The 19,276-nt window shown below is 72.7% G+C and carries 17 protein-coding genes; 8 read left to right on the top strand and 9 right to left on the bottom strand.

What is annotated here, in order from left to right:
- Window positions 1-2,631 carry an FtsK/SpoIIIE family DNA translocase gene (locus SGUI_RS15980; protein WP_191090999.1) on the bottom strand — a complete coding sequence of 877 codons (2,631 nt, stop codon included), beginning with the start codon at window positions 2,629-2,631 and terminating at the stop codon, window positions 1-3.
- A gap of 363 nt (window positions 2,632-2,994) precedes the next feature.
- On the opposite strand from SGUI_RS15980, the gene SGUI_RS15975 reads away from it, so the two are divergent.
- Window positions 2,995-3,327: a 2TM domain-containing protein gene (locus SGUI_RS15975; RefSeq protein WP_066641918.1), complete on the top strand. Its 333-nt coding sequence runs from the start codon at window positions 2,995-2,997 to the stop codon at window positions 3,325-3,327.
- A 13-nt stretch (window positions 3,328-3,340) separates the two neighbouring features.
- Window positions 3,341-3,712: a 2TM domain-containing protein gene (locus SGUI_RS15970; RefSeq protein ID WP_083190753.1), complete on the top strand. Its 372-nt coding sequence runs from the start codon at window positions 3,341-3,343 to the stop codon at window positions 3,710-3,712.
- Window positions 3,713-3,738: 26 nt separating this feature from the next.
- Here SGUI_RS15970 and SGUI_RS15965 read toward each other — a convergent pair whose 3' ends face one another.
- Both SGUI_RS15965 and SGUI_RS15960 read right to left on the bottom strand, forming a co-directional pair.
- The gene (locus SGUI_RS15965; protein ID WP_066641916.1) at window positions 3,739-4,701 is read right to left on the bottom strand and encodes an endonuclease/exonuclease/phosphatase family protein; all 963 of its coding nucleotides are present in this window, start codon (window positions 4,699-4,701) and stop codon (window positions 3,739-3,741) included.
- A gap of 26 nt (window positions 4,702-4,727) precedes the next feature.
- The gene (locus SGUI_RS15960) at window positions 4,728-6,413 is read right to left on the bottom strand and encodes a ribonuclease J (RefSeq protein WP_066641914.1); all 1,686 of its coding nucleotides are present in this window, start codon (window positions 6,411-6,413) and stop codon (window positions 4,728-4,730) included.
- Between the two features lie 32 nt (window positions 6,414-6,445).
- Between SGUI_RS15960 and SGUI_RS15955 the strand changes: the two genes are divergently transcribed.
- The 4 genes from SGUI_RS15955 to SGUI_RS15940 all read left to right on the top strand — a co-directional run bounded on the left by SGUI_RS15955 (window position 6,446) and on the right by SGUI_RS15940 (window position 11,246).
- Window positions 6,446-7,276, top strand: a complete 831-nt coding sequence (locus SGUI_RS15955) for a DMT family transporter (protein WP_066641910.1) — start codon at window positions 6,446-6,448, stop codon at window positions 7,274-7,276.
- A gap of 36 nt (window positions 7,277-7,312) precedes the next feature.
- Window positions 7,313-8,134, top strand: a complete 822-nt coding sequence (locus SGUI_RS15950) for a thymidylate synthase (RefSeq protein WP_066641908.1) — start codon at window positions 7,313-7,315, stop codon at window positions 8,132-8,134.
- Window positions 8,131-9,138 (top strand): dihydrofolate reductase, encoded by a 1,008-nt coding sequence (locus SGUI_RS17235; RefSeq protein WP_083190752.1) that lies wholly within the window; start codon window positions 8,131-8,133, stop codon window positions 9,136-9,138. Before SGUI_RS15950 ends, SGUI_RS17235 begins: the two co-directional genes overlap by 4 nt.
- Window positions 9,139-9,311: 173 nt before the next feature.
- Window positions 9,312-11,246 carry a S9 family peptidase gene (locus SGUI_RS15940; RefSeq protein WP_066641904.1) on the top strand — a complete coding sequence of 645 codons (1,935 nt, stop codon included), beginning with the start codon at window positions 9,312-9,314 and terminating at the stop codon, window positions 11,244-11,246.
- Between the two features lie 27 nt (window positions 11,247-11,273).
- On the opposite strand, the gene SGUI_RS15935 is transcribed toward SGUI_RS15940, so the two are convergent.
- The 6 genes from SGUI_RS15935 to SGUI_RS15910 form a co-directional block, all read right to left on the bottom strand.
- Window positions 11,274-12,791, bottom strand: coding sequence for a PIG-L family deacetylase (locus tag SGUI_RS15935; RefSeq protein WP_083190751.1), 1,518 nt, complete (start codon window positions 12,789-12,791; stop codon window positions 11,274-11,276).
- Window positions 12,792-12,886: 95 nt separating this feature from the next.
- A complete protein-coding gene (locus SGUI_RS15930; RefSeq protein WP_066641900.1) occupies window positions 12,887-13,321 on the bottom strand; it encodes an SRPBCC family protein in 435 nt (144 codons plus the stop codon).
- Complete coding sequence (locus SGUI_RS15925; RefSeq protein ID WP_066641899.1) at window positions 13,318-13,647, bottom strand: ArsR/SmtB family transcription factor; 330 nt, start codon at window positions 13,645-13,647, stop codon at window positions 13,318-13,320. The genes SGUI_RS15930 and SGUI_RS15925 overlap by 4 nt, the downstream gene beginning before the upstream one ends.
- A gap of 50 nt (window positions 13,648-13,697) precedes the next feature.
- Window positions 13,698-13,946, bottom strand: a complete 249-nt coding sequence (locus SGUI_RS15920) for a hypothetical protein (protein WP_149814755.1) — start codon at window positions 13,944-13,946, stop codon at window positions 13,698-13,700.
- Complete coding sequence (locus tag SGUI_RS15915; RefSeq protein WP_237141388.1) at window positions 13,946-15,517, bottom strand: acyl-CoA carboxylase subunit beta; 1,572 nt, start codon at window positions 15,515-15,517, stop codon at window positions 13,946-13,948. Before SGUI_RS15915 ends, SGUI_RS15920 begins: the two co-directional genes overlap by 1 nt.
- A 33-nt stretch (window positions 15,518-15,550) precedes the next feature.
- Window positions 15,551-16,735, bottom strand: coding sequence for an acyl-CoA dehydrogenase family protein (locus SGUI_RS15910; protein ID WP_066641895.1), 1,185 nt, complete (start codon window positions 16,733-16,735; stop codon window positions 15,551-15,553).
- 127 nt (window positions 16,736-16,862) lie between these two features.
- Here SGUI_RS15910 and SGUI_RS15905 point away from each other — a divergent pair, with 127 nt between their 5' ends.
- Both SGUI_RS15905 and SGUI_RS15900 read left to right on the top strand, forming a co-directional pair.
- Entirely contained in the window at window positions 16,863-17,249 is a 387-nt protein-coding gene (locus tag SGUI_RS15905) for a MerR family transcriptional regulator (RefSeq protein ID WP_066641893.1), read from the top strand.
- 88 nt (window positions 17,250-17,337) lie between these two features.
- The gene (locus SGUI_RS15900) at window positions 17,338-19,116 is read left to right on the top strand and encodes an acetyl/propionyl/methylcrotonyl-CoA carboxylase subunit alpha (protein WP_066641889.1); all 1,779 of its coding nucleotides are present in this window, start codon (window positions 17,338-17,340) and stop codon (window positions 19,114-19,116) included.
- Window positions 19,117-19,276 lie beyond the last annotated feature (160 nt).

Genomic DNA, 19,276 nt, shown 5'->3' with positions numbered 1-19,276 from the left:
TCAGCCCCTCCCCGTGAGGTCCCAGGCGTCCTCGCTTTCGGGCTCCTCCTCGTCCTCGACGTAGCTGCCGCTGACGGGGTCGCCGTCGTAGCGGTCGTCGCGCGCCCTCCCGGCACCCGACGCGGAGCCGCCGGCCCCGGCATACCGGGCCTCGTCGCCGTCGTCGGGCTCGTCGGCGACCTCGCTCGGGTCGGCGTCGAAGGGCGTGGTGTCGCTCTCGATCTCCGGACGGGGCGGGTCCTGTCCCTGCAGCAGCGCGAGCGTGGACTCCAGGTCGTCCGGCTTGACGAGCACGTCGCGGGCCTTGCTGCCCTCGGACGGCCCGACGATGCCGCGGCTCTCCATGAGGTCCATGAGCCGGCCGGCCTTGGCGAAGCCGACCCGCAGCTTGCGCTGCAGCATCGAGGTCGACCCGAACTGCGTCGTGACGACCTGCTCGGTCGCCTGCAGCAGCAGGTCGAGGTCGTCGCCGATGTCCTCGTCGATCTGCTTCTTCACCGGGGTGGCCAGGACCTCCTCGACGTACCTCGGCTTGAGCTGGCCGGTGACGTGCGCGACGACGTCGTGGATCTCGGACTCGCTGACCCACGAGCCCTGGACGCGCATCGTCTTGCTGGCGCCCATCGGCAGGAAGAGCGCGTCGCCCATGCCGATGAGCTTCTCGGCGCCCGGCTGGTCCAGGACGACGCGGGAGTCGGCGAGCGAGGACGTCGCGAAGGCCATCCGGCTCGGCACGTTGGCCTTGATGAGACCGGTGACGACGTCGACGCTGGGGCGCTGAGTCGCGAGGACGAGGTGGATGCCGGCGGCGCGGGCGAGCTGGGTGATCCGCACGACCGACTCCTCGACGTCGCGCGGGGCGACCATCATGAGGTCGGCGAGCTCGTCGACGACCACGAGGAGGTAGGGGTAGGGCTGCAGGACCCGCTCCGAGCCCGGCGGCGGGGTGACCTTGCCGGCCCGGATCGCCTTGTTGAAGTCGTCGATGTGCTTGTAGCCGTACGCCGCGAGGTCGTCGTAGCGGTGGTCCATCTCCTTGACCACCCAGGCCAGCGCCTCGGCCGCCTTCTTGGGGCTCGTGATGATGGGGGTGATGAGGTGCGGGATCCCCTCGTATGCCGTCAGCTCCACCCGCTTCGGGTCCACGAGGATGAGGCGCACCTCGTCCGGGGTCGCCCGCATGAGGATCGAGGTGATCATCGAGTTGACGAAGCTCGACTTTCCGGAGCCGGTGGCGCCGGCGACGAGCATGTGCGGCATCTTGGCGAGGTTGGCGATGACGTAGCCGCCCTCGACGTCCTTGCCGACCCCCATGACCATCGGGTGGGTGTTGTTGCGCGCCGTCTGGCTGCGCAGCACGTCGCCGAGGCTGACGTTCTCGCGGTCGGCGTTGGGGATCTCGACACCCACGGCGGACTTGCCCGGGATCGGCGAGAGGATGCGCACGTCGGCGCTCGCGACGGCATACGCGATGTTCTTGGAGAGCGCGGTGATCCGCTCGACCTTGACGCCCGGTCCGAGCTCGACCTCGTAGCGGGTGACGGTCGGGCCGCGGGTGAAGTCGGTGACCTGGGCGTCGATGTTGAAGTCCTCGAGCACGCCGGTCAGCGCCTCGACGACCTTGTCGTTGGCCTCCGAGCGCTCCTTGTGCGGGGTGCCCGGCCGGAGCAGGACCGACTCGGGCAGCGTGTAGGTGACGTCGCCCGCGAGCTGGAGCTGCTCGACCCGTTGCGGCAGCTGGGTCGTCGGCGGTGCCTCGAGCTCGGCCTTGGTGGCCTTGGCCTTCTCGACCGCGGAGGGGGCGGCGGGCCGCTTCTGGCCGGGGCGCAGCGGGGGGATCTCCTCGGTGGAGTCGCCCTCGGCGCGCGCGCCGCGCCGGGCCGCCTTGGGCCGGGGCGCGTCGCCGGTGCGGTCCGGGTCCTCGGCGGGAGCCTTGCGGGACGGAGCGGTGCCGGCACGGCGCTGACCGCGGCCCTTGGCCGCGGGGTCGACCTGCGCCGCCTGCTCGAAGGCGACGTCGCCGTCCCGGGGGCCGTCGAGCTCGCCCGCGCCGCGCCGCCGCCGGGGCAGGGGGTTGCCGTCCTCGTCGACGCGGTCGAAGCGCGCGGAGTCGAAGAGCTGCTGCTCCACCTCGCGCAGCCGGTCGGGGATGCGGTGGACCGGGGTGCGGGTGAGGACGAGCAGGCCGAAGACCCCGAGCAGGCTGAGCAGGATGTATGCCCCGGTCACGGTGATCGCCGCGGCCGGGATCGAGGAGGCGAGGAAGCCGAGGATCCCCCCGGAGCGCTGGAGCACGTGCGAGCCCTCGGCGTAGTCCGGGTTGCCGGTCGCCAGGTGCGTGATGCCGCTGGCGGCCACGAGCATCGCGGTCGTCCCGATGCTCATGCGGTTGGTTGCCTGCTGCTCGTCGGGGGCGCGGAAGAGCCGCACCGCGAAGAAGACGAGGACGGCGGGAAGCACGAGCGCGACGCGCCCGAAGGTCCCGGCCGCGGCGACGTGGATGACGTCGCCCACGAAGCCGTCCAGACCCCACCACTCGCGCAGGGCCACGACCAGGGCGAGCGCGAGCAGGAGGAAGCCGGCGCCGTCGCGCCGGTGCTCCGGCTCGAGGTCGTGCGCCGTGTCGGTCATGGCCCGCACCGTGCCGCCGGTCACGCCGGCGACGCCGCGCCACGCCCGCCCGGGCAGCGAGGGACCCTGGTCCTTGCGGGCACCGGACGCCGTGCCGCGGGCGGAGCCGGACGTGCTCCTGCCCTTCGATGACGTCGACCGGCTCGCGGGGCGCCGGGAGGCGCCGCCGGAACCGGCACGGGTCGAGGTCGTCGCAGTCTTGGCCACGGTCGCACGGTACCCAATGTTCACCTCCGTCACAGGGGTCCCACGCCGGAGAGCGTGACGGCGCTCCCGGCGACCTGCTGACATCTGTCACTCCGCGCGGTGAGGGGGCGGGCATACCGTCGAGTCGAGAACGACGGACGAGACCGAGGAGACGTCATGGACATCCGGGTGCAACCCACGACCAGCACGGACCAGAGCTCGACCACCCCGCCCCCGCTGCCGACGCCGGGGACGGGCGGTCAGGAGGAGCTGCCGGAGGAGAGGGAGGCGCGACGAGACCGGCGTCCTGCCGGGTGCGGCGGGCACGGCGACCGCTCGCGGGTCGTCGGCGTGGCCCCGCTCTCGGCGATGCTGGTCGCCGTCTGGGCGCTGAGCGGCGGCGGCTACTTCTGGCCCGCCTGGGCGATGATCGGCTGGGGGCTCTGTCTCGTGCCGGTCATCTCGCGGACGATCGACGGTCGATCGAGCCATGGCCACGCATCCCGCTGAGTACGCTGGGTCCGTGAGCCAGCCACCGCAGGGACCGACCGACCCGGTCGAGGGGAACTTCCCGCTGCAGCCCTACCGCCCGAGCACCGAGCTCGACCCGGAGATGCGCAAGCGTGCGCTCGCGAAGATCGAGGCGCGCCAGGAGTGGCGACAGCACTTCATGATGTATGCGCTCATCATGGGGCTGCTCACCCTCATCTGGCTGGTGAGCGGCGGCTTCGGGGAGTACTTCTGGCCCATCTGGCCGATGATGGGCTGGGGCATCGGGGTGGCCATCCACGGCGCCAGCCTCACCTTCGACCGGGAGCCCACGGAGAAGGAGATCGCCGAGGAGGCCGCCAAACTGCGCAAGCGTCTCGGCCGGCCGGACCACCCGGAGGACTGACCCGGCTCGCACCGCGACCGCAGCCATCAGGGCAGGCGCAGCCGAGCCCAGACCGTCGCGTGGTCCGAGCCGGAGACCGTCGCCGCACCGGCGTCGACGACCTCCAGCCCCCGCACCAGCACATGGTCGATCTGCACGAAGGCCGGCAGCAGCCCCTCCGTCGGCCAGGTGCGCACCCACCCCGACCCGGAGTCCTCGTGCGCGTCCCGCAGCCCCGCGTCGTCCTTGACCTGGCGCAGCGCGGGGTGCCCGGTCGAGGCGTTGAGGTCGCCGACCACGAGCAGCGGACCCTCGAGGCCGGCCGCGTCCGCGCCGAGCCACCCCAGCTCCTCACGCCACGCCGCCGAGCCGGCGACCGACGGAGGACGGGTATGCGCCCCGAGCAGCGTCACGGTCTGCTCGCCCCGGGTGATCGGGAGACGGACCTGGTCGAAGAGATACGGCTCGTCGATGACATCCGCGCCACCAGCGCCGGTTGCGACGCCAGCACCCCCGCCCACTCCCTCGCGGGCGAGCACGAGCGTCCCGCCCGCGTCGGACCGGAGGGTGCCGGCGCGGACAGGCAGGGCGCGGTCGAGGGCCGTTCCCTCGAGCCGCGCCTGCGCCTCCGGTGTCATCTCGACCAGCACGAGGGCGTCGACCTGGCGCTCGTCGACCAGCGCGGCGAGGTCCTCCAGGCTCCCCCGGCCGTACTCCAGGTTGGCGGCAGCGACGACGAGGTCGTCGCGGCCGGCGGGCACGGTGTCCGGCACCAGCCAGGGCGCGGCGAGCGCGCCGTGCACCAGCCCCAGCAGGACCGCCGCCACGAGCAGCAGCCACCGGGCCGAGGCCCAGGCGAGGGCCGCGAGCGGCACCAGGCTCAGGCCGACGAGGACCAGACCGGACTGCAGCACCGGCACCGGACCGGCGGCGTCGACCCAGCGCAGCGCGGTGAGCCCGGCCGCCGCCAGCCACCATGTCCAGGCGAGCGTGACGAGGACGCGGCGCACGGCACACCCCCCCCCCGGAGCCGGTGTCAGGCGTCGACGACGATGGGGATGATCATCGGGCGGCGGCGCAGCTTGTTGCCCACGAAGGATCCCACCGTGCGGCGGATGACCTGCTGCAGCTGGTGGGTGTCCTGCACCCCGTTGCGCCGCGCCTCCTCCAGGGCCGCCACGAGCTTGGGCTGCACCCGCTCGAAGACGTCCTGCCCCTCCGCGAACCCGCGGGTCTGGATCTCCGGGCCGGCGGCGATGGCCCCCGTCGAGGAGTCGCGCACGACGATGATCGTCACGAAGCCCTCGTCGCGCAGGATGCGGCGGTCCTTGAGCATCGTCTCGTCCGCCGCGCCGACGAGCGATCCGTCGACGTAGACATACCCGCAGTCCACGGCGCCGGCGATGCGCGCCCGGCCGTCGACGAGGTCGACGACCACGCCGTCCTCGGCGAGCACGACGTTGTCGCGCGGCACGCCCGTTTGCACCGCGAGGTCGCCGTTGGCGACCATGTGGCGCCACTCCCCGTGGACCGGGAGGACGTTGCGCGGCTTGACGATGTTGTAGCAGTAGAGCAGCTCACCGGCGCTGGCGTGCCCGGAGACGTGCACCAGGGCGTTCTCCTTGTGCACGACGTCGGCGCCGCGGCGGGTGAGGCCGTTGATGACGCGGTAGACGGCGTTCTCGTTGCCGGGGATGAGGGAGGAGGCGAGCAGCACCGTGTCCCCCTCGCCGACGTCGATCTTGTGGTCGCCGTTGGCCATCCGGGACAGCGCCGCCATCGGCTCGCCCTGGGATCCGGTGCAGACGAGCACCTGCTGGTCGTCCGGCAGCTTGGTCAGCCGGTTGAGGTCGACGAGCACCCCGTCCGGGACACGGAGGTAGCCCAGCTCGGCGGCGATGCCCATGTTGCGGATCATCGAGCGCCCCACCATCGCGACCTTGCGGCCCGACTCCTCCGCGGCGTCGAGCACCTGCTGGACGCGGTGGACGTGGGAGGAGAAGCAGGCGACGATGATCCGCCGCTCGGCGTTGTGGAAGACCCGCTCGATCGCCGGGGCGATCTGCCGCTCCGGGGTCGTGAAGCCCGGGACGTGGGCGTTGGTGGAGTCGGTCATGAACAGGTCGACGCCCTCCTCCCCCAGCCGGGCGAAGGCGCGCAGGTCGGTGATCCGGCCGTCCAGCGGCAGCTGGTCCATCTTGAAGTCGCCGGTGTGCAGGATCGTGCCGCCGGAGGTGCGGATGAAGACCGCGAGCGCGTCCGGGATGGAGTGGTTGACCGCGACGAACTCGCAGTCGAAGGGGCCCAGCTGCTCCCGACCGCCCTCGCGCACCGCCAGGGTCAACGGGGTGATCTTGTGCTCCTTGAGCTTGGCCTCGATGAGGGCCAGCGTGAGCTGCGAGCCCACGAGCGGGATGTCCGGCTTGAGCCGCAGGAGGTAGGGCACGGCGCCGATGTGGTCCTCGTGCCCGTGCGTGAGGACGATCGCGACGATGTCGTCGAGCCGGTCCTCGATCGGGCTGAAGTCGGGCAGGATGAGGTCGACGCCCGGGTGGTGCTCCTCGGGGAAGAGGACCCCGCAGTCCACGACGAGCAGCTTGCCCCGGTGCTCGATGACGGCCATGTTGCGACCCACCTCGCCGAGCCCGCCGAGCGGGATGACGCGGACGCCCCCGTCCTTGAGGGGCGGGGGCGCGGTCAGCTCGGGGTGAGGATGGCTCATGGCGAAAGACTAACCGGAGGAGAGGACGCGGTATGGGTGTGGTCCTGGCGCTCGTGGCGGCGCTGTCCTACGGGCTGTCCGACTTCGTCGGCGGGGTCGCCTCGCGGCGTAGCTCGCCCTGGCCGGTCGCGCTCATGTGTGCCGTCGGGGGGCTGGTGGGCGCGGTGCTCGTCGCGCTCTCCCGCACCGGGGAGCCGACCGCAATCGATCTCGCGTGGGGCGCGCTCGCCGGGGTGGGTAGCGGGCTGGGCGGCGCCTTCCTCTACCGCGGCCTGAGCTCGGGCCGGATGGGGGTGGTGGCTCCCGTCTCCGGGGTCGGCGCGGCGGTGCTGCCGGTGGCCGTGGCCGTCGTGGCCGGCGAGCGGCCGGGAGTGCTGGTGTGGTGCGGCATCGCCGCAGCCCTGCCGGGGATCTGGCTGGTCAGCCGCGAGCCCGGCGAGGGCGGGCGCCTCGCGCAGGGGCTGGTCGACGGCGTCCTGGCCGGGGCCGGCTTCGGGCTGCTCTTCGCGGCGATCGGGCAGGTGCCGCAGAGCGCCGGCTACTGGCCGCTCGCGGTGACGCAGGCGGTGGGCCTGGTCAGCGTGGCGCTCACGGCGACCCTGCTCGGTGACAGCTGGCGCCCGCGGAGGGCCCTCGAGGTCGGTGGCGGTCTGGTCGCGGGCGTGCTCGCCACGCTGGCGGCGCTGGCCTTCCTGCTGGCGACGCAGGCCGGGCTCCTCACCGTGGCCGCGGTCGTCACCTCGCTCTACCCCGCCGTGACCGTGCTGCTGGCGGCCACCGTGCTGCGCGAGCGGCTAGGGCGCTCCCAGCTCATGGGCCTGGCGCTGTGCCTCGCGTGCGTGGCGCTCGTCGCCGGTGGTTGACCGTGACGGTCGGCGGGCGCCGCTACGCTGGCCGGCATGCAGGCATACCTCGACCTCCTGGAGCGGATCCGCACCGAGGGGGTGCGCAAGGAGGACCGGACCGGCACGGGGACGCTGTCCGTCTTCGGCCACCAGATGCGCTTCGACCTGACCGAGGGTTTCCCGGCGCTGACGACGAAGAAGCTGCACCTGCGCTCGATCATCGGTGAGCTGCTGTGGTTCCTGCGCGGGGACACCAACGTGCGCTGGCTGCAGGAGCGCAGGATCACGATCTGGGACGAGTGGGCCGACGAGCAGGGGGACCTCGGGCCGGTCTACGGCCACCAGTGGCGCTCCTGGCCGACCCCGGACGGGGGGACGATCGACCAGATCCAGCGGCTCGTCGACGGCCTGAGGACCAACCCCGACTCCCGCCGTCACATCGTCTCGGCGTGGAACGTCGCCGACGTCGACTCGATGGCCCTGCCGCCCTGCCACACGCTGTTCCAGTTCTACGTCGCGCCCGCCGCGCCGGACGACGAGGACCGGCGCGGGTGGCTGTCCTGCCAGCTCTACCAGCGCAGCGCCGACACCTTCCTCGGCGTCCCCTTCAACATCGCGTCCTACGCCCTGCTGACGCACATGGTGGCGCAGGTCACAGACCTGCGCGCCAAGGACTTCGTGCACACCCTCGGCGACGCGCACCTCTACCTCAACCACCTCGACCAGGCCGCCGAGCAGCTCACCCGGACACCAGGGCCGCTCCCCTCCCTGTTGCTCAACCCGGAGGTCCGGGCGATCGACGCCTTCGAGCTGGAGGACGTCGAGGTGCGCGACTACGTCGCGGCCCCGACGATCAAGGCCCCGATCGCGGTATGACGCAGCCGTCGACCCCGTCGTCGGTGACGGACGCCGGGCAGGGTGCGCCCCGCGACGAGGCGGCACGCCGGTCCCGTCCGGGTGCGCTCGTGCCCGCGACCTACGTCGTGCTGCGTCGTCAGGGACCCTCGGGGACCGAGGTGCTGCTGCAGCTGCGGCAGGGCACGCCCTACATGGACGGCTGGTGGGCCTGCGGGGCCGCAGGCCATGTCGAGCCGGGCGAGAGCTTCTGGCGCGCCGGGGTCCGCGAGGCCGCCGAGGAGATCGGCGTCGAGCTGGTCGAGGACGACCTCGAGCACGTCGCGACGGTGCACCGGACCATCGCGCTGCCAGACCCCTTCGAGCAACGGGTCGACGTCTTCGTCGCCACCGACCGGTGGGCGGGCGAGCCGCACGTCGCCGAGCCGCACCGGGCCGCGCGCCTGCAGTGGTGGCCCCTGGACGACCTGCCCGACCGCGTCGTGCCGCACGAGCGGCTGGCGCTGGAGGCCCTCGCCGCGGGCGCGCGCGGGGCGCTGCTCACCCACGGCTTCGCGCAGCGGCTGACGCTCGTCGCGGCCGTCGGGCGCAACGGCGTCATCGGCGACGGCGCCGCGATGCCGTGGCACCTCCCCGAGGACCTGCGCTTCTTCAAGGACACCACGATGGGCGGCGTGCTGCTCATGGGGCGCGGCACCTGGGACTCCATCGGGCGGGCACTGCCCGGGCGTCGCACGATCGTCGTGACGCGGCAGCGCGACTGGTCGGCGCCCGGGGCAGAGGTCGCGCACTCCCTGTCCGAGGCCTTGCTCATGGCCGGCGACGGTGAGGTCTTCGTCGCCGGAGGCGGCGAGATCTACGCCCAGACGATCGAACACGCCCACCGGCTGGTGCTCACCGAGGTCGACCTCGAGCCGGAGGGCAGCACCCGCTTCCCCGAGGTGGACCAGGAGCGGTGGATGGAGACACGTCGCCAGCCTGGCTCCGGGGACATCACGGCCTGGGTCACCTGGGAGCGGCGCTGAGCCCGAGGCCGCGATCGTCCCGTGAGACTCGGGGACGGTCCCGACTCCCACGGGACCGTCATCTGCACGCCGGCTCGTCACTCACGAGCCCCCTCGAGCAGGCTCCGGAGTGACGTCGAGGCGTGCAGACGGCTCGGACGAGCGGCTGACGGTCCCGGCGTAGGCTCGCGCAGGTGAAGCCCAGCGACCTGACGACGATCCGCACGCTGTCCTCCCCCACCGTCCACCCCCACAGCCGCGACGTGGTCTTCGTGGTGAGCCGGCCGGACACCGAGGACAACCGCTACCTCACCAGCCTGTGGCGGCTCGACCTGAGCACGGACGACGCCCGGCCCACCCGGTTGACCAGCAGCACGCGGGACTCGGCACCGGCATACTCCCCTGACGGCACGCAGCTGGCCTTCCTCCGCGCCGGCGACGACGGACCGCCGCAGCTGCACGTCATGCCTGCCGACGGCGGCGACGCTCGACGCCTGACCGACCAGCCGCTGGGCGTCGGCTCCTTCTCCTGGTCTCCCGAGGGCACGCAGCTCGTGTATGCCGCCCGCGTCCCCGAGCAGGGTCGCTACGGCACCGACGACGCCGTCAAGCCCGACCAGGAGGCGCCGCGGCTCATCGAGCACAGCACCTACCTGGCCGACGGGCTCGGCTACGTCCTCGACCGCCCGAGCAAGCTCTTCCTGCTCGACCTCGCCGACCTGCCCGATCCCGATGGCCCGGACGCCGACGAGCTCCCGCCCAGCACGCAGCTCACCTCGGGTCGAGGTGACGACAGCGCGCCCGTCTTCCTGCACGCCGGCACCCGGATCGCCTTCGTCGCCTCTCGCGACCGGCGCGGCGCCTGGACCCCGGACACCCTCGTGAGCGACGTGTGCTCGGTCGACCTGCGCGGCAAGGGCTTCCGCCGGCACACCGACGGCACCGGATCGGTCGGCAGCGTGCACGTCGGCCCGGACGGCACCGCCGTCTACGGTGCGGCCGACCTCGGCAGCTCGAAGCAGGACTTCGTGGCCCGCAACGCGGTGCTGCGCCAGCTCGACGGCCCCGGGGTCGCGCTCACCGACGAAGAGACAGACCACCTCGCCTGCGCCCCGGTGATCGCCGGCGACGGCGCGGTCGTCGCCGCCTTCGAGGTGCGCGGCGACACCGTCGTCCGTGACCTCACGGCCGACCGGGTGCTGCTCGAGGGTCACGTCGGCGTGACCGCCCTGGCCGCCGGCGGCGACGTCGTCGTCGCGGTCGCGGGCACGCGCGAGGCATACTCCGAGCTCTTCGTCGGCCGCTCCGGCGAGACGCTCACGCAGCGCACCGACTTCGCCAGCCACCTCACCGGCACGGCCGCACCGATCGAGACCGAGGAGCTGGACGCGACCTCGGGCGACGGCTACCCGGTGCACGGCTGGCTGGTCCGGCCCACCACCAAGCCGCGGCGCAAGGCGGGCCACCCGGTGATCCTCATGATCCACGGCGGCCCCTACGCGCAGTACTCCGGCAACCTCTTCGACGAGGCCCAGGTCCTCGCCGGCGCTGGGTATGCCGTCGTCATGGGCAACCCGCGAGGCGGCTCCGGCTACGGCGCGGCGCACGGACGGGCGGTCAAGGAGGCGATCGGCACCGTCGACGTCGCCGACCTCACCGCGCTGCTGGACCACGCCCTGACCCTGCCGGGCCTCGACGGCTCTCGGCTCGGCGTCATGGGCGGCTCCTACGGCGGACTGATGACGACCTGGCTCGTCGGGCACACCGACCGCTTCACCGCGGCGATCAGCGAGCGCGCTGTCAACGCCTGGGACTCCTTCGCCGGCACCAGCGACATCGGCTGGTTCTTCGCCGACGAGTATGCCGGCGCCTTCCAGCACGAGCAGTCACCGCTGACCTGGGCCGACCGGATCACCACACCGACGCTGGTCATCCACTCCGAGCGCGACTTCCGCTGCCCGCTGGAGCAGGGCCAGCGACTCTTCGCGCGGCTGCGCAAGAACGGCGTGCCCAGCAAGCTGCTCGTCTTCCCCGGCGAGGGGCACGAGCTGTCGCGCTCGGGCCAGCCGCGGCACCGGCTGCAGCGCTTCGAGCACATCCTCGACTGGTGGGGCGACCACCTGCGCTGAGGCGCTGCGCTCCCGCGGGCCGGGTCGTCAGTCGGTCGCCGGGTAGCCGAAGCGGGACATCAGGGCACCGCAGGTGTGCTCGATCCGCCGCAGGTTGTCCTCGCCGAAGAAGGCCGCGGGGGTGACCTCGCGGTCTCCGCGGGGCTGGAACTGCCGGTCCTGCGAGCCGGTGATGTCGCGCACGACCGGTCGCCCCAGGGAGCGGGCCAGCGCCTCGATGCTGCCGCGCTTGTCGGCGCAGAAGTCCTCGTAGCGCAGCAGCGTCAGGTGCTCGGCGGCGTCGACGTAGGTCTGTGCGGCGCGCACCCACCGGTCCGCCAGCGCCTCCACGTACTGCCTCGGCCCGGTGGCCATCCCCGCGTTGGTGAGGATGGGGTACCACCCGGGCAGCCGCTCCCTCAGGTCGTCGTACTGGTCCGCCGTGAGGTCCGCCTGCGACCCGGGCAGGTCCACCCGGTTGAGGATGCTCCTGATGTTGTCCCGGGGGTCGCGGACGACGAAGACCACCTGGGCGTCCGGGAAGGCCGCCAGCAGCGAGGGCAGCAGGAAGATGACGTCGTTGTCCTTCACCACGTCCGCGGCGAAGACCTTGGGCCGGCGCTGCGCCAGCGTGGCGACCGCGTCCTCCTGCCCCAGCAGGTCGGCCAACCGGGTGCGGGTCTGGTAGAGCACGTCCAACGAGGCCTCCCCGCCGATGCACTCGGCCAGCAGGCTGGCGATCGCCGTGCTCCCCGACTTCTGGTTGCCCAGCACGAAGATGGGCGGGGCCGGCGCCGGGGGCGAGGGCTCTGAGGCGGCGGCACGTGCCGGCTCCGCCGACGGCTGCGGGCGGGGCGCCGCAGCGGAGAGCTCCGTCGACCGGGAGACGACGCGGCTCACGTAGCCCAGCCTGCGCAGGGCCGAGAACTCGTCCTTGACGGACTGCCGGCCGAAGTTCTCGTAGGCGGCCACGGCGATCTGGATCTGGTCCTCGCTGCTGCGGGTCGGCCGGTAGACCGAGGCCTCGCCGGACATGAGGGTGCCCAGGCTGAACCGCACGGTCCGGGCCCCGAGCCCCTGCACCGCCTCGACGACCGCGCGGTGGTCCGGGTGGTCGTCGTCGGGGTGGGCCGCGACGACCCACCGCGCCCCGCGGCGGTCCAACTTCTTCAGCGCCCGACCGACCTCCTCCGCCTGGACGCCGCCGTCCGGGAGCCCGAGCCGGACGATGTGTCCCGCGCCCGCCGTCAGGGCCGACCACGCGGCGGCCTGCTCGGACCGGCGGAACTCCCTCTCGTAGGCCGGGGTCCACCCCTTGAGCTCCGCCCGCCGGGAGGCACCGCCGTCGCTCACGGCCACCAGGACGACCGGGTGCTGGGTGCGGGCGCAGAGCCACGGGATGTAGGAGGCGAGCCGCAGGGTCTCGTCGTCCGGGTGCGGTGCGACGACGTAGGTCACCGGCCGGGAGAACGCCTGGGCGACCCGTCGCGCTCCCGTGCGGGCACGCCTGCGCAGGCCTGCCGTGCCGGGGACGCCCCCGGGGGCCTGTCGACGGGTGGAGAGCATGCCGGGAGGCTAACAAGGTCGGCGCCGCGGGAGTCGGACCGCTCCCGACCCCGCGGCCACGCCGTAGGGGCCAGTAGGGTCGTGGAGACGGAGGGTCAGCTCGCCAGGTGCCCGGGCAGCCGGTCCAGCACGTCGTTCCAGCCCTGCGCGGCGCCACCGTCCGGCTCGTGCGCGTCGGAGGTGTGCCGCACCGTCACCTCGGTGCCCCCGTCGCCCGGGGTGAAGGTGACCTCGACCGTGTCCACCGCGGCGTCTGCGGGCACGCCGGCAGCAGGGTCGTCCACCCAGGTCCAGGTCATGACGAACCGGCGCGGGGGGTCGTGCTCGAGGAAGGCCCCCTCCACGCCCACCCCGGCGGAGGGGGCCGTGATGCGCAGCCGCCCGCCCTGGCGGGCGTCGACCTCGTAGGTCGTGTCCGGCCACTGCGGCCACCACCACCGGGCCAGCTCGGCGGGGTCCATCCACGCCCGGAAGGCGCGGTCGGCGTCGGCCGGGACGACCCGCGTGACGGTGACGGTGCTGGCGCTCATGGCTCGCTCCTGTCGGTGGGACCTGTCAGGTGACCTGCCAGGCGGTCCAGGTGGTTGCCCCAGAAGAGGCGGTGCTGCAGGGCCCAGGTCGCCAGGGGGTCGAGGCTGCCGGGCACCAGCTCGACGGTGACGACGCGTCCGGCCTTGGTCCGGCGGACGATCCCGGCCTCCGCCAGGCGGTCGACGTGGCGCATGGTGCCGGGCACGCTCATCCCGAGCACCTCGGCCAGGGCGCTCACGGTGGCGGGCCCGTCGGCCAGGTGCTCGACCACCCGGCGGCGGGACTCGCTGGCGATGGCGCCGGCCGCCGCGTTGAGGGAGGACATGGCGCCCAGGCTACCGCATACTTAACGGTCTTGTTAAGTATGCGGTGAGGTCACCCCTCCCGGGACCGCCGACCCAGCAGGTAGCTGCCGAGGGCCAGGAGCACCGCGCCGACGCAGATGGTGATCGGCCCGACGACGTCCTGCCACACGAGGATCCGGACCGGCTCGACCGGCTGGTAGGCGAACCACCCGAACGACACCGGCGTGCTGAGGATGACCACCACGCCGCCGACGATCATGAGCGCGCCGAGCACGGCGAGCGCCGGGGCCCGCCCGCTGGATCGAGGGCGCTGTGCCATCAGACCGGGGGGATGCTGCGGTGGCGGGCGGAGAAGTGCCGGTCGCGGCGCGCGGCATACCGCAGCCGGTGCACGACCTCGGCGCGCAGGTCCTCCGGCTCGGTGATCGCGTCGATGACGAGGTCGGCGGCAAGCCGCTCGAGATCGACGTCCTCGAGGTAGTCCGCACGCCGGGCGTCGATGAAGGCCTGCCGCTCACCCTCGTCCTCGATCGCGGCGATCTTGTTGGCGTAGACCGCGTTGACCGCGGCCTCGGGGCCCATCACCGCGATCCGCGCCGTCGGCAGCGCGATCGTCGCGTCCGGGCCGAAGCCGGGGCCACCCATGGCATACAGCCCGGCGCCGTAGGCCTTGCGCAGCACCACGCACAGCTGCGGCACCGTCGCCTCCGAGACCGCGGAGACCATCTTGGCGCCGTGCCGGATGATGCCGCCGCGCTCGACCTCGGAGCCGATCATGAATCCCGGCACGTCGGCGAGGTAGATCAGGGGGATGCCGTAGGCGTCGCACAGCCAGATGAAGCGCGCCGCCTTGTCGGCCGAGTCGGTGAAGAGCACGCCGCCCTTGACCGCCGAGTTGTTGGCGACGATCCCGACGCTCTGCCCGTCGATCCGCCCCAGCCCGACGACCAGCTCGGCGGCGAAGAGCGGCTTGACCTCGAAGAAGCTGTCGTCGTCGACGAGGCCGTCGATGACGTCGTGCACGTCGAAGGGCACCGACTCCGCCTCGGGGACGGTATGCCTGCCCAGCGGCACCGCGGGCTCCTCGCCCTCGTAGGCGGGTGCCGGGGCGCGCCACGACTCGGGCAGGTAGGAGAAGAAGTGCCGGGCCAGCTCGATCGCCTCGGTGTCGTCCGCGGCGAGCAGGTCGCCGACCCCGGAGACGGTGCAGTGCATCCGCGCGCCACCCATCTCCTCCAGCGACACCCGCTCCCCCACGACCATCTCGGCCATCCGCGGGCTGCCGAGGTACATCGACGCGTTGCCCTCGACCATGATGATGAGGTCGGTGAAGCTGGGGATGTAGGCGCCACCGGCGGCGCTGGGCCCGAAGAGGCAGCAGATCTGCGGCACCTTGCCGGACAGCGCGACCTGGTTGTGGAAGATCCGCCCCGCGCCCCGACGCCCGGGGAAGAGGTCGACCTGGTCGGTGATCCGGGCCCCGGCCGAGTCCACGAACCAGAAGACCGGCAGCTCCTCGCGCAGCGCCGCCTCGGTGGCGCGGATGATCTTCTCGACCGTGCGCGCGCCCCAGGACCCCGCCTTGACCGTGGGGTCGTTGGCGACGACGATCGCGGCGCGCCCGTCGACCTCGCCGCGGCCGGTGACCACGCCGTCGGCGGGCAGACCCTCGGCGGTGGCGTTGGCATACCTGCCGTCCTCGACGAACGTGCCCTCGTCGAAGAGCAGCGCGATCCGCTCGCGGACGTAGAGCTTGTTCTGACCGTCCAGCTTGGCCCGCGCCCGCTCGCTCGGCTCCGCCGAGGCCTGGTATGCCGTGCCGAGCCGTTCCCGCAGGTCGGCGACGCGGGGGTCGCCGGTCACGTCGGTCGTGGTGGCGTCCTCGCTCATGGCCCTCATGGTGTCAGCACCCACCGACCGCTGTCAGCGGGCGGGGAGCCCGAGGCCGCGGGCGATGACCATCCGCTGCACCTCCGAGGTGCCCTCCCCGATCTCGAGGATCTTGGAGTCGCGGTAGAAACGCGCGACGGGGTACTCCTCCATGAAGCCGTTGCCGCCGAAGATCTGGGTGGCGATGCGCGTCGAGGTGACCGCGGCCTCGGTGGAGTAGAGCTTGGCGATCGCCGCGGCCTGCTTCACCTCGGCGACCGAGCGCCGCCCCGCCTCCTGCTCGTCCTTGAGCCAGGCCGCCTTGTAGGTGAGCAGCCGGGCCGCCTCGACCATGACGGCCAGGTCGGAGATCTGGAAGGAGACGCCCTGGTTGACCGCGATCGGCTTGCCGAAGGCGGTGCGCTCCTGGCCGTAGGCCGTGCACTCCTCGAGCATCCGCTGCGCGCAGCCGAGGGCGAGCGCCGAGATCGCGATCCGGCCGTCGTCGAGCGTCTTGAGGAACTGCTTGAAGCCTTCGCCCCGCTCGCCGAGCAGGTGGTCCTCGGGCACCCGGCAGTTCTCGAAGGTGAGGCCGTGGGTGTCGGAGATGTGCCAGCCGAGCTTGCGGTAGGCCGGCTCGACGACGAAGCCCTCGGTCCCCGCCGGGATCATGACCGCGCTGATCTCGGGCTTGCCGTTCTCGTCCTCGCCGGTCTTGGCGGTCACCGTGACGACCGAGGTGATGTCGGTGCCGGAGTTGGTGATGAAGGCCTTCGAGCCGCTGACGACCCACTCGCCGTCCTCGAGCCGGGCCCGGGTCTTGCTGGCGGCGGCGTCCGAGCCGGCGTCCGGCTCGGTGAGGCCGAAGCCCGCGAGCGCCTTGCCGGCGAGCAGGTCCGGGAGCCAGCGCTCCTTCTGCTCCTGGGTGCCGTAGGACAGGATCGGGTTGATGCCCAGCCCCACCCCGGCGGAGAGCGTGATGCCGATCGACTGGTCGACGCGGCCGAGCTCCTCGATGGCGAGACAGGTATACGTGAAGCCGCCGTGCTCGGTGCCGGCGCCGCCGAACTCCTCCGGGGCGTTGAGCCCGAAGAGCCCCAGCTCGCCCATCTTGGGCACCAGCTCGGTCGGGAAGTGGGCGTCCATGTCCCACTTCTCGACGTGCGGCGCCACCTCCCCCTGCGCGAACTCGCGGACCAGGCCGCGGAACTCCTCGTGATCCTGCGTCAGTTCGAACATCGCCGTCCGCATCCTCGCTCGCGCTCGGGTGGTCCACGGGGGTTCCCGTCACCGTCCCACCATCGTGCTTGACGTTGACGCGAAGGTCAAGCAAGATAGTCTCGGACCACTTGACGTAAGGACAACCATGACCGACGCCACAGCGACGTGGACCATCGCCCAGATGGCTGACGACTACGACGTCACCCACCGGGCGCTGCGTCACTACGAGCACCTCGGCCTGCTCGGGCCCGACCGCGAGGGGCAGCGCCGCATCTACCACCGCCGCGAGCGCACCCGCCTCGCGCTCATCCTGCGCGGGCGTCGGCTCGGCTTCTCCCTCGAGGAGATCGCGACGATCCTCGACATGTACGACGACCAGCCGGGCGAGGTCGGCCAGCTGCGCTACCTGCTCTCCCAGATCGGCGACCGGCGGGCCGACCTCGAGCGCCGCCGCCGCGACATCGAGGACAGCCTGCGCGAGCTGGGCGAGCTGGAGCAGCGCTGCGCCGAGGACGTCGCGCGGCTGTCCTGAGCAGCGGCGACCGCGACCGGCAGAGGTCTGCCGTCGCGCGCCGGAGTCGCGCCGCGTCGGGCATACCCCTGGGGCTAGGGTGACCCCCATGCCGATCAGCAAGGTCCTCATAGCCAACCGCGGCGAGATCGCCGTGCGCATCGCCCGCGCCTGCGCCGACGCGGGCCTGGGCTCGGTGGCGGTCTACGCCGAGCCCGACCGCGACGCGCTGCACGTGAAGGTGGCGGACGAGGCTTACGCGCTGGGCGGCAGCACCCCCGGCGAGTCCTACCTGCTGCAGGAGAAGCTGCTCGACGTCGCGCGGCAGGCGGGGGCGGACGCGGTGCACCCGGGCTACGGCTTCCTCGCGGAGAACGCCTCCTTCGCGCAGGCCGTCATCGACGCCGGGCTGACCTGGATCGGCCCCTCCCCCGAGGCGATCGACTCCCTCGGCGACAAGGTCAAGGCCCGGCACATCGCGCTGGAGGCGGAGGCGCCGCTCGTGCCCGGCACGACCGACCCGGTCGACGGGCCGGACGAGGTCGTCGCCTTCGCGACCGAGCACGGCCTGCCGGTCGCGATCAAGGCGGCCTACGGCGGCGGGGGCCGCGGCCTCAAGGTCGCCCGCACGATGGAGGAGATCCCCGACCTGTTCGACTCCGCCGTGCGCGAGGCGGTCACCGCCTTCGGCCGCGGCGAGTGCTTCGTCGAGCGCTTCCTGGACCGTCCCCGGCACGTGGAGACCCAGTGCCTGGCCGACCAGCACGGCAACGTCGTCGTGGTCTCGACCCGCGACTGCTCGCTGCAGCGGCGCAACCAGAAGCTCGTCGAGGAGGCGCCCGCCCCCTTCCTCTCCGAGGAGCAGCACGCCGAGCTGCTGCGCGCGAGCAAGGCGATCCTGCGGGGGGCGAGCTACGTCGGTGCCGGCACCTGCGAGTTCCTCGTCGGACCCGAGGGCGACATCTCCTTCCTCGAGGTCAACACCCGGCTGCAGGTCGAGCACCCCGTGACCGAGGAGGTCACCGGGGTCGACCTGGTGCGCGAGCAGTTCCGCATCGCCGACGGCGAAGAGCTGGGCTACGACGACCCCGAGCCGCACGCGCACTCCTTCGAGTTCCGCCTGAACGCCGAGGACGCCGGGCGCGACTTCATGCCCGCGCCGGGGACGGCGCTGGTCTTCCGCCCGCCGTCCGGGCCGGGCGTGCGCCTGGACTCCGGGGTCGTGGAGGGCGACACCGTGGCGGGCGCCTTCGACTCGATGCTCGCCAAGCTCATCGTCACCGGCCGGACCCGGCAGCAGGCGCTGGAGCGCTCGCGCCGCGCGCTCGCCGAGTTCGCGCTAGAGGGTATGCCGACCGTCCTCGCCTTCCACCGGGCCGTGGTCGCCGACCCCGCGTTCGCCCCGGAGGACGCCGACCAGCCGTTTTCAGTGCATACCCGCTGGATCGAGACCGACTTCGACAACCAGATCGAGCCCTACTCCGGGCCGACGGCCGACGACCCGGGCGAGCAGGGCGAGCGGCAGAACGTCGTCGTCGAGGTCGGCGGCCAGCGGCTCGAGGTCTCGCTGCCGGCCGGGCTCTCGCTCGGCGGCGGTGGCGGCACGGCCGGGGGCGGTCGCAAGAAGGCCCCGAAGCGCACCCGCGGCGGTGGCGGCGCAGCCGCGACCTCGGGCGACGCGGTGACCGCGCCGATGCAGGGCACGATCGTCAAGATCGCCGTCGAGGAGGGCCAGAGCGTCGCCGAGGGCGACGTCGTCGTCGTGCTGGAGGCGATGAAGATGGAGCAGCCGATCAAGGCGCACAAGGGCGGCACCGTCACCGGCCTGTCCGCCTCCGTCGGCGACACCGTCACCAACGGCGCCGCCATCTGCGAGCTCAAGGACTGACCGGCCGCCCGGTTTGCGCGCACCGACCGCGCACTTTGCGTCGACCGGCCGCGCACTTTGTGCTGACCGAACGCACGCTTTGTGCGCACCGACCGCGCAGTATGCGCGGCAAGGCTCTTGGAAGCCGCAGACCGTGCGGGCGGTCGACACAAGTCGCGCG

The sequence above is a fragment of the Serinicoccus hydrothermalis genome, assembly GCF_001685415.1.
GTDB lineage: Bacteria > Actinomycetota > Actinomycetes > Actinomycetales > Dermatophilaceae > Ornithinicoccus > Ornithinicoccus hydrothermalis.
The sequence above is the reverse complement of the archived record's forward strand: the minus strand, read 5'-3'. Positions and strand labels throughout refer to the sequence as shown.

Excerpts from the sequence above, each read along its gene's own strand:
- SGUI_RS15935 (WP_083190751.1), bottom strand. The coding sequence starts at position 12,791 with ATGCTCTCCACCCGTCGACAGGCCCCCGGGGGCGTCCCCGGCACGGCA.
- SGUI_RS17235 (WP_083190752.1), top strand. The coding sequence starts at position 8,131 with ATGACGCAGCCGTCGACCCCGTCGTCGGTGACGGACGCCGGGCAGGGT.
- SGUI_RS15955 (WP_066641910.1), top strand. The coding sequence starts at position 6,446 with ATGGGTGTGGTCCTGGCGCTCGTGGCGGCGCTGTCCTACGGGCTGTCC.
- SGUI_RS15950 (WP_066641908.1), top strand. The coding sequence starts at position 7,313 with ATGCAGGCATACCTCGACCTCCTGGAGCGGATCCGCACCGAGGGGGTG.
- SGUI_RS15975 (WP_066641918.1), top strand. The coding sequence starts at position 2,995 with ATGGACATCCGGGTGCAACCCACGACCAGCACGGACCAGAGCTCGACC.
- SGUI_RS15910 (WP_066641895.1), bottom strand. The coding sequence starts at position 16,735 with ATGTTCGAACTGACGCAGGATCACGAGGAGTTCCGCGGCCTGGTCCGC.
- SGUI_RS15915 (WP_237141388.1), bottom strand. The coding sequence starts at position 15,517 with ATGAGCGAGGACGCCACCACGACCGACGTGACCGGCGACCCCCGCGTC.
- SGUI_RS15900 (WP_066641889.1), top strand. The coding sequence starts at position 17,338 with ATGCCGATCAGCAAGGTCCTCATAGCCAACCGCGGCGAGATCGCCGTG.
- SGUI_RS15905 (WP_066641893.1), top strand. The coding sequence starts at position 16,863 with ATGACCGACGCCACAGCGACGTGGACCATCGCCCAGATGGCTGACGAC.
- SGUI_RS15980 (WP_191090999.1), bottom strand. The coding sequence starts at position 2,631 with ATGACCGACACGGCGCACGACCTCGAGCCGGAGCACCGGCGCGACGGC.
- SGUI_RS15960 (WP_066641914.1), bottom strand. The coding sequence starts at position 6,413 with ATGAGCCATCCTCACCCCGAGCTGACCGCGCCCCCGCCCCTCAAGGAC.
- SGUI_RS15930 (WP_066641900.1), bottom strand. The coding sequence starts at position 13,321 with ATGAGCGCCAGCACCGTCACCGTCACGCGGGTCGTCCCGGCCGACGCC.
- SGUI_RS15925 (WP_066641899.1), bottom strand. The coding sequence starts at position 13,647 with ATGTCCTCCCTCAACGCGGCGGCCGGCGCCATCGCCAGCGAGTCCCGC.
- SGUI_RS15920 (WP_149814755.1), bottom strand. The coding sequence starts at position 13,946 with ATGGCACAGCGCCCTCGATCCAGCGGGCGGGCCCCGGCGCTCGCCGTG.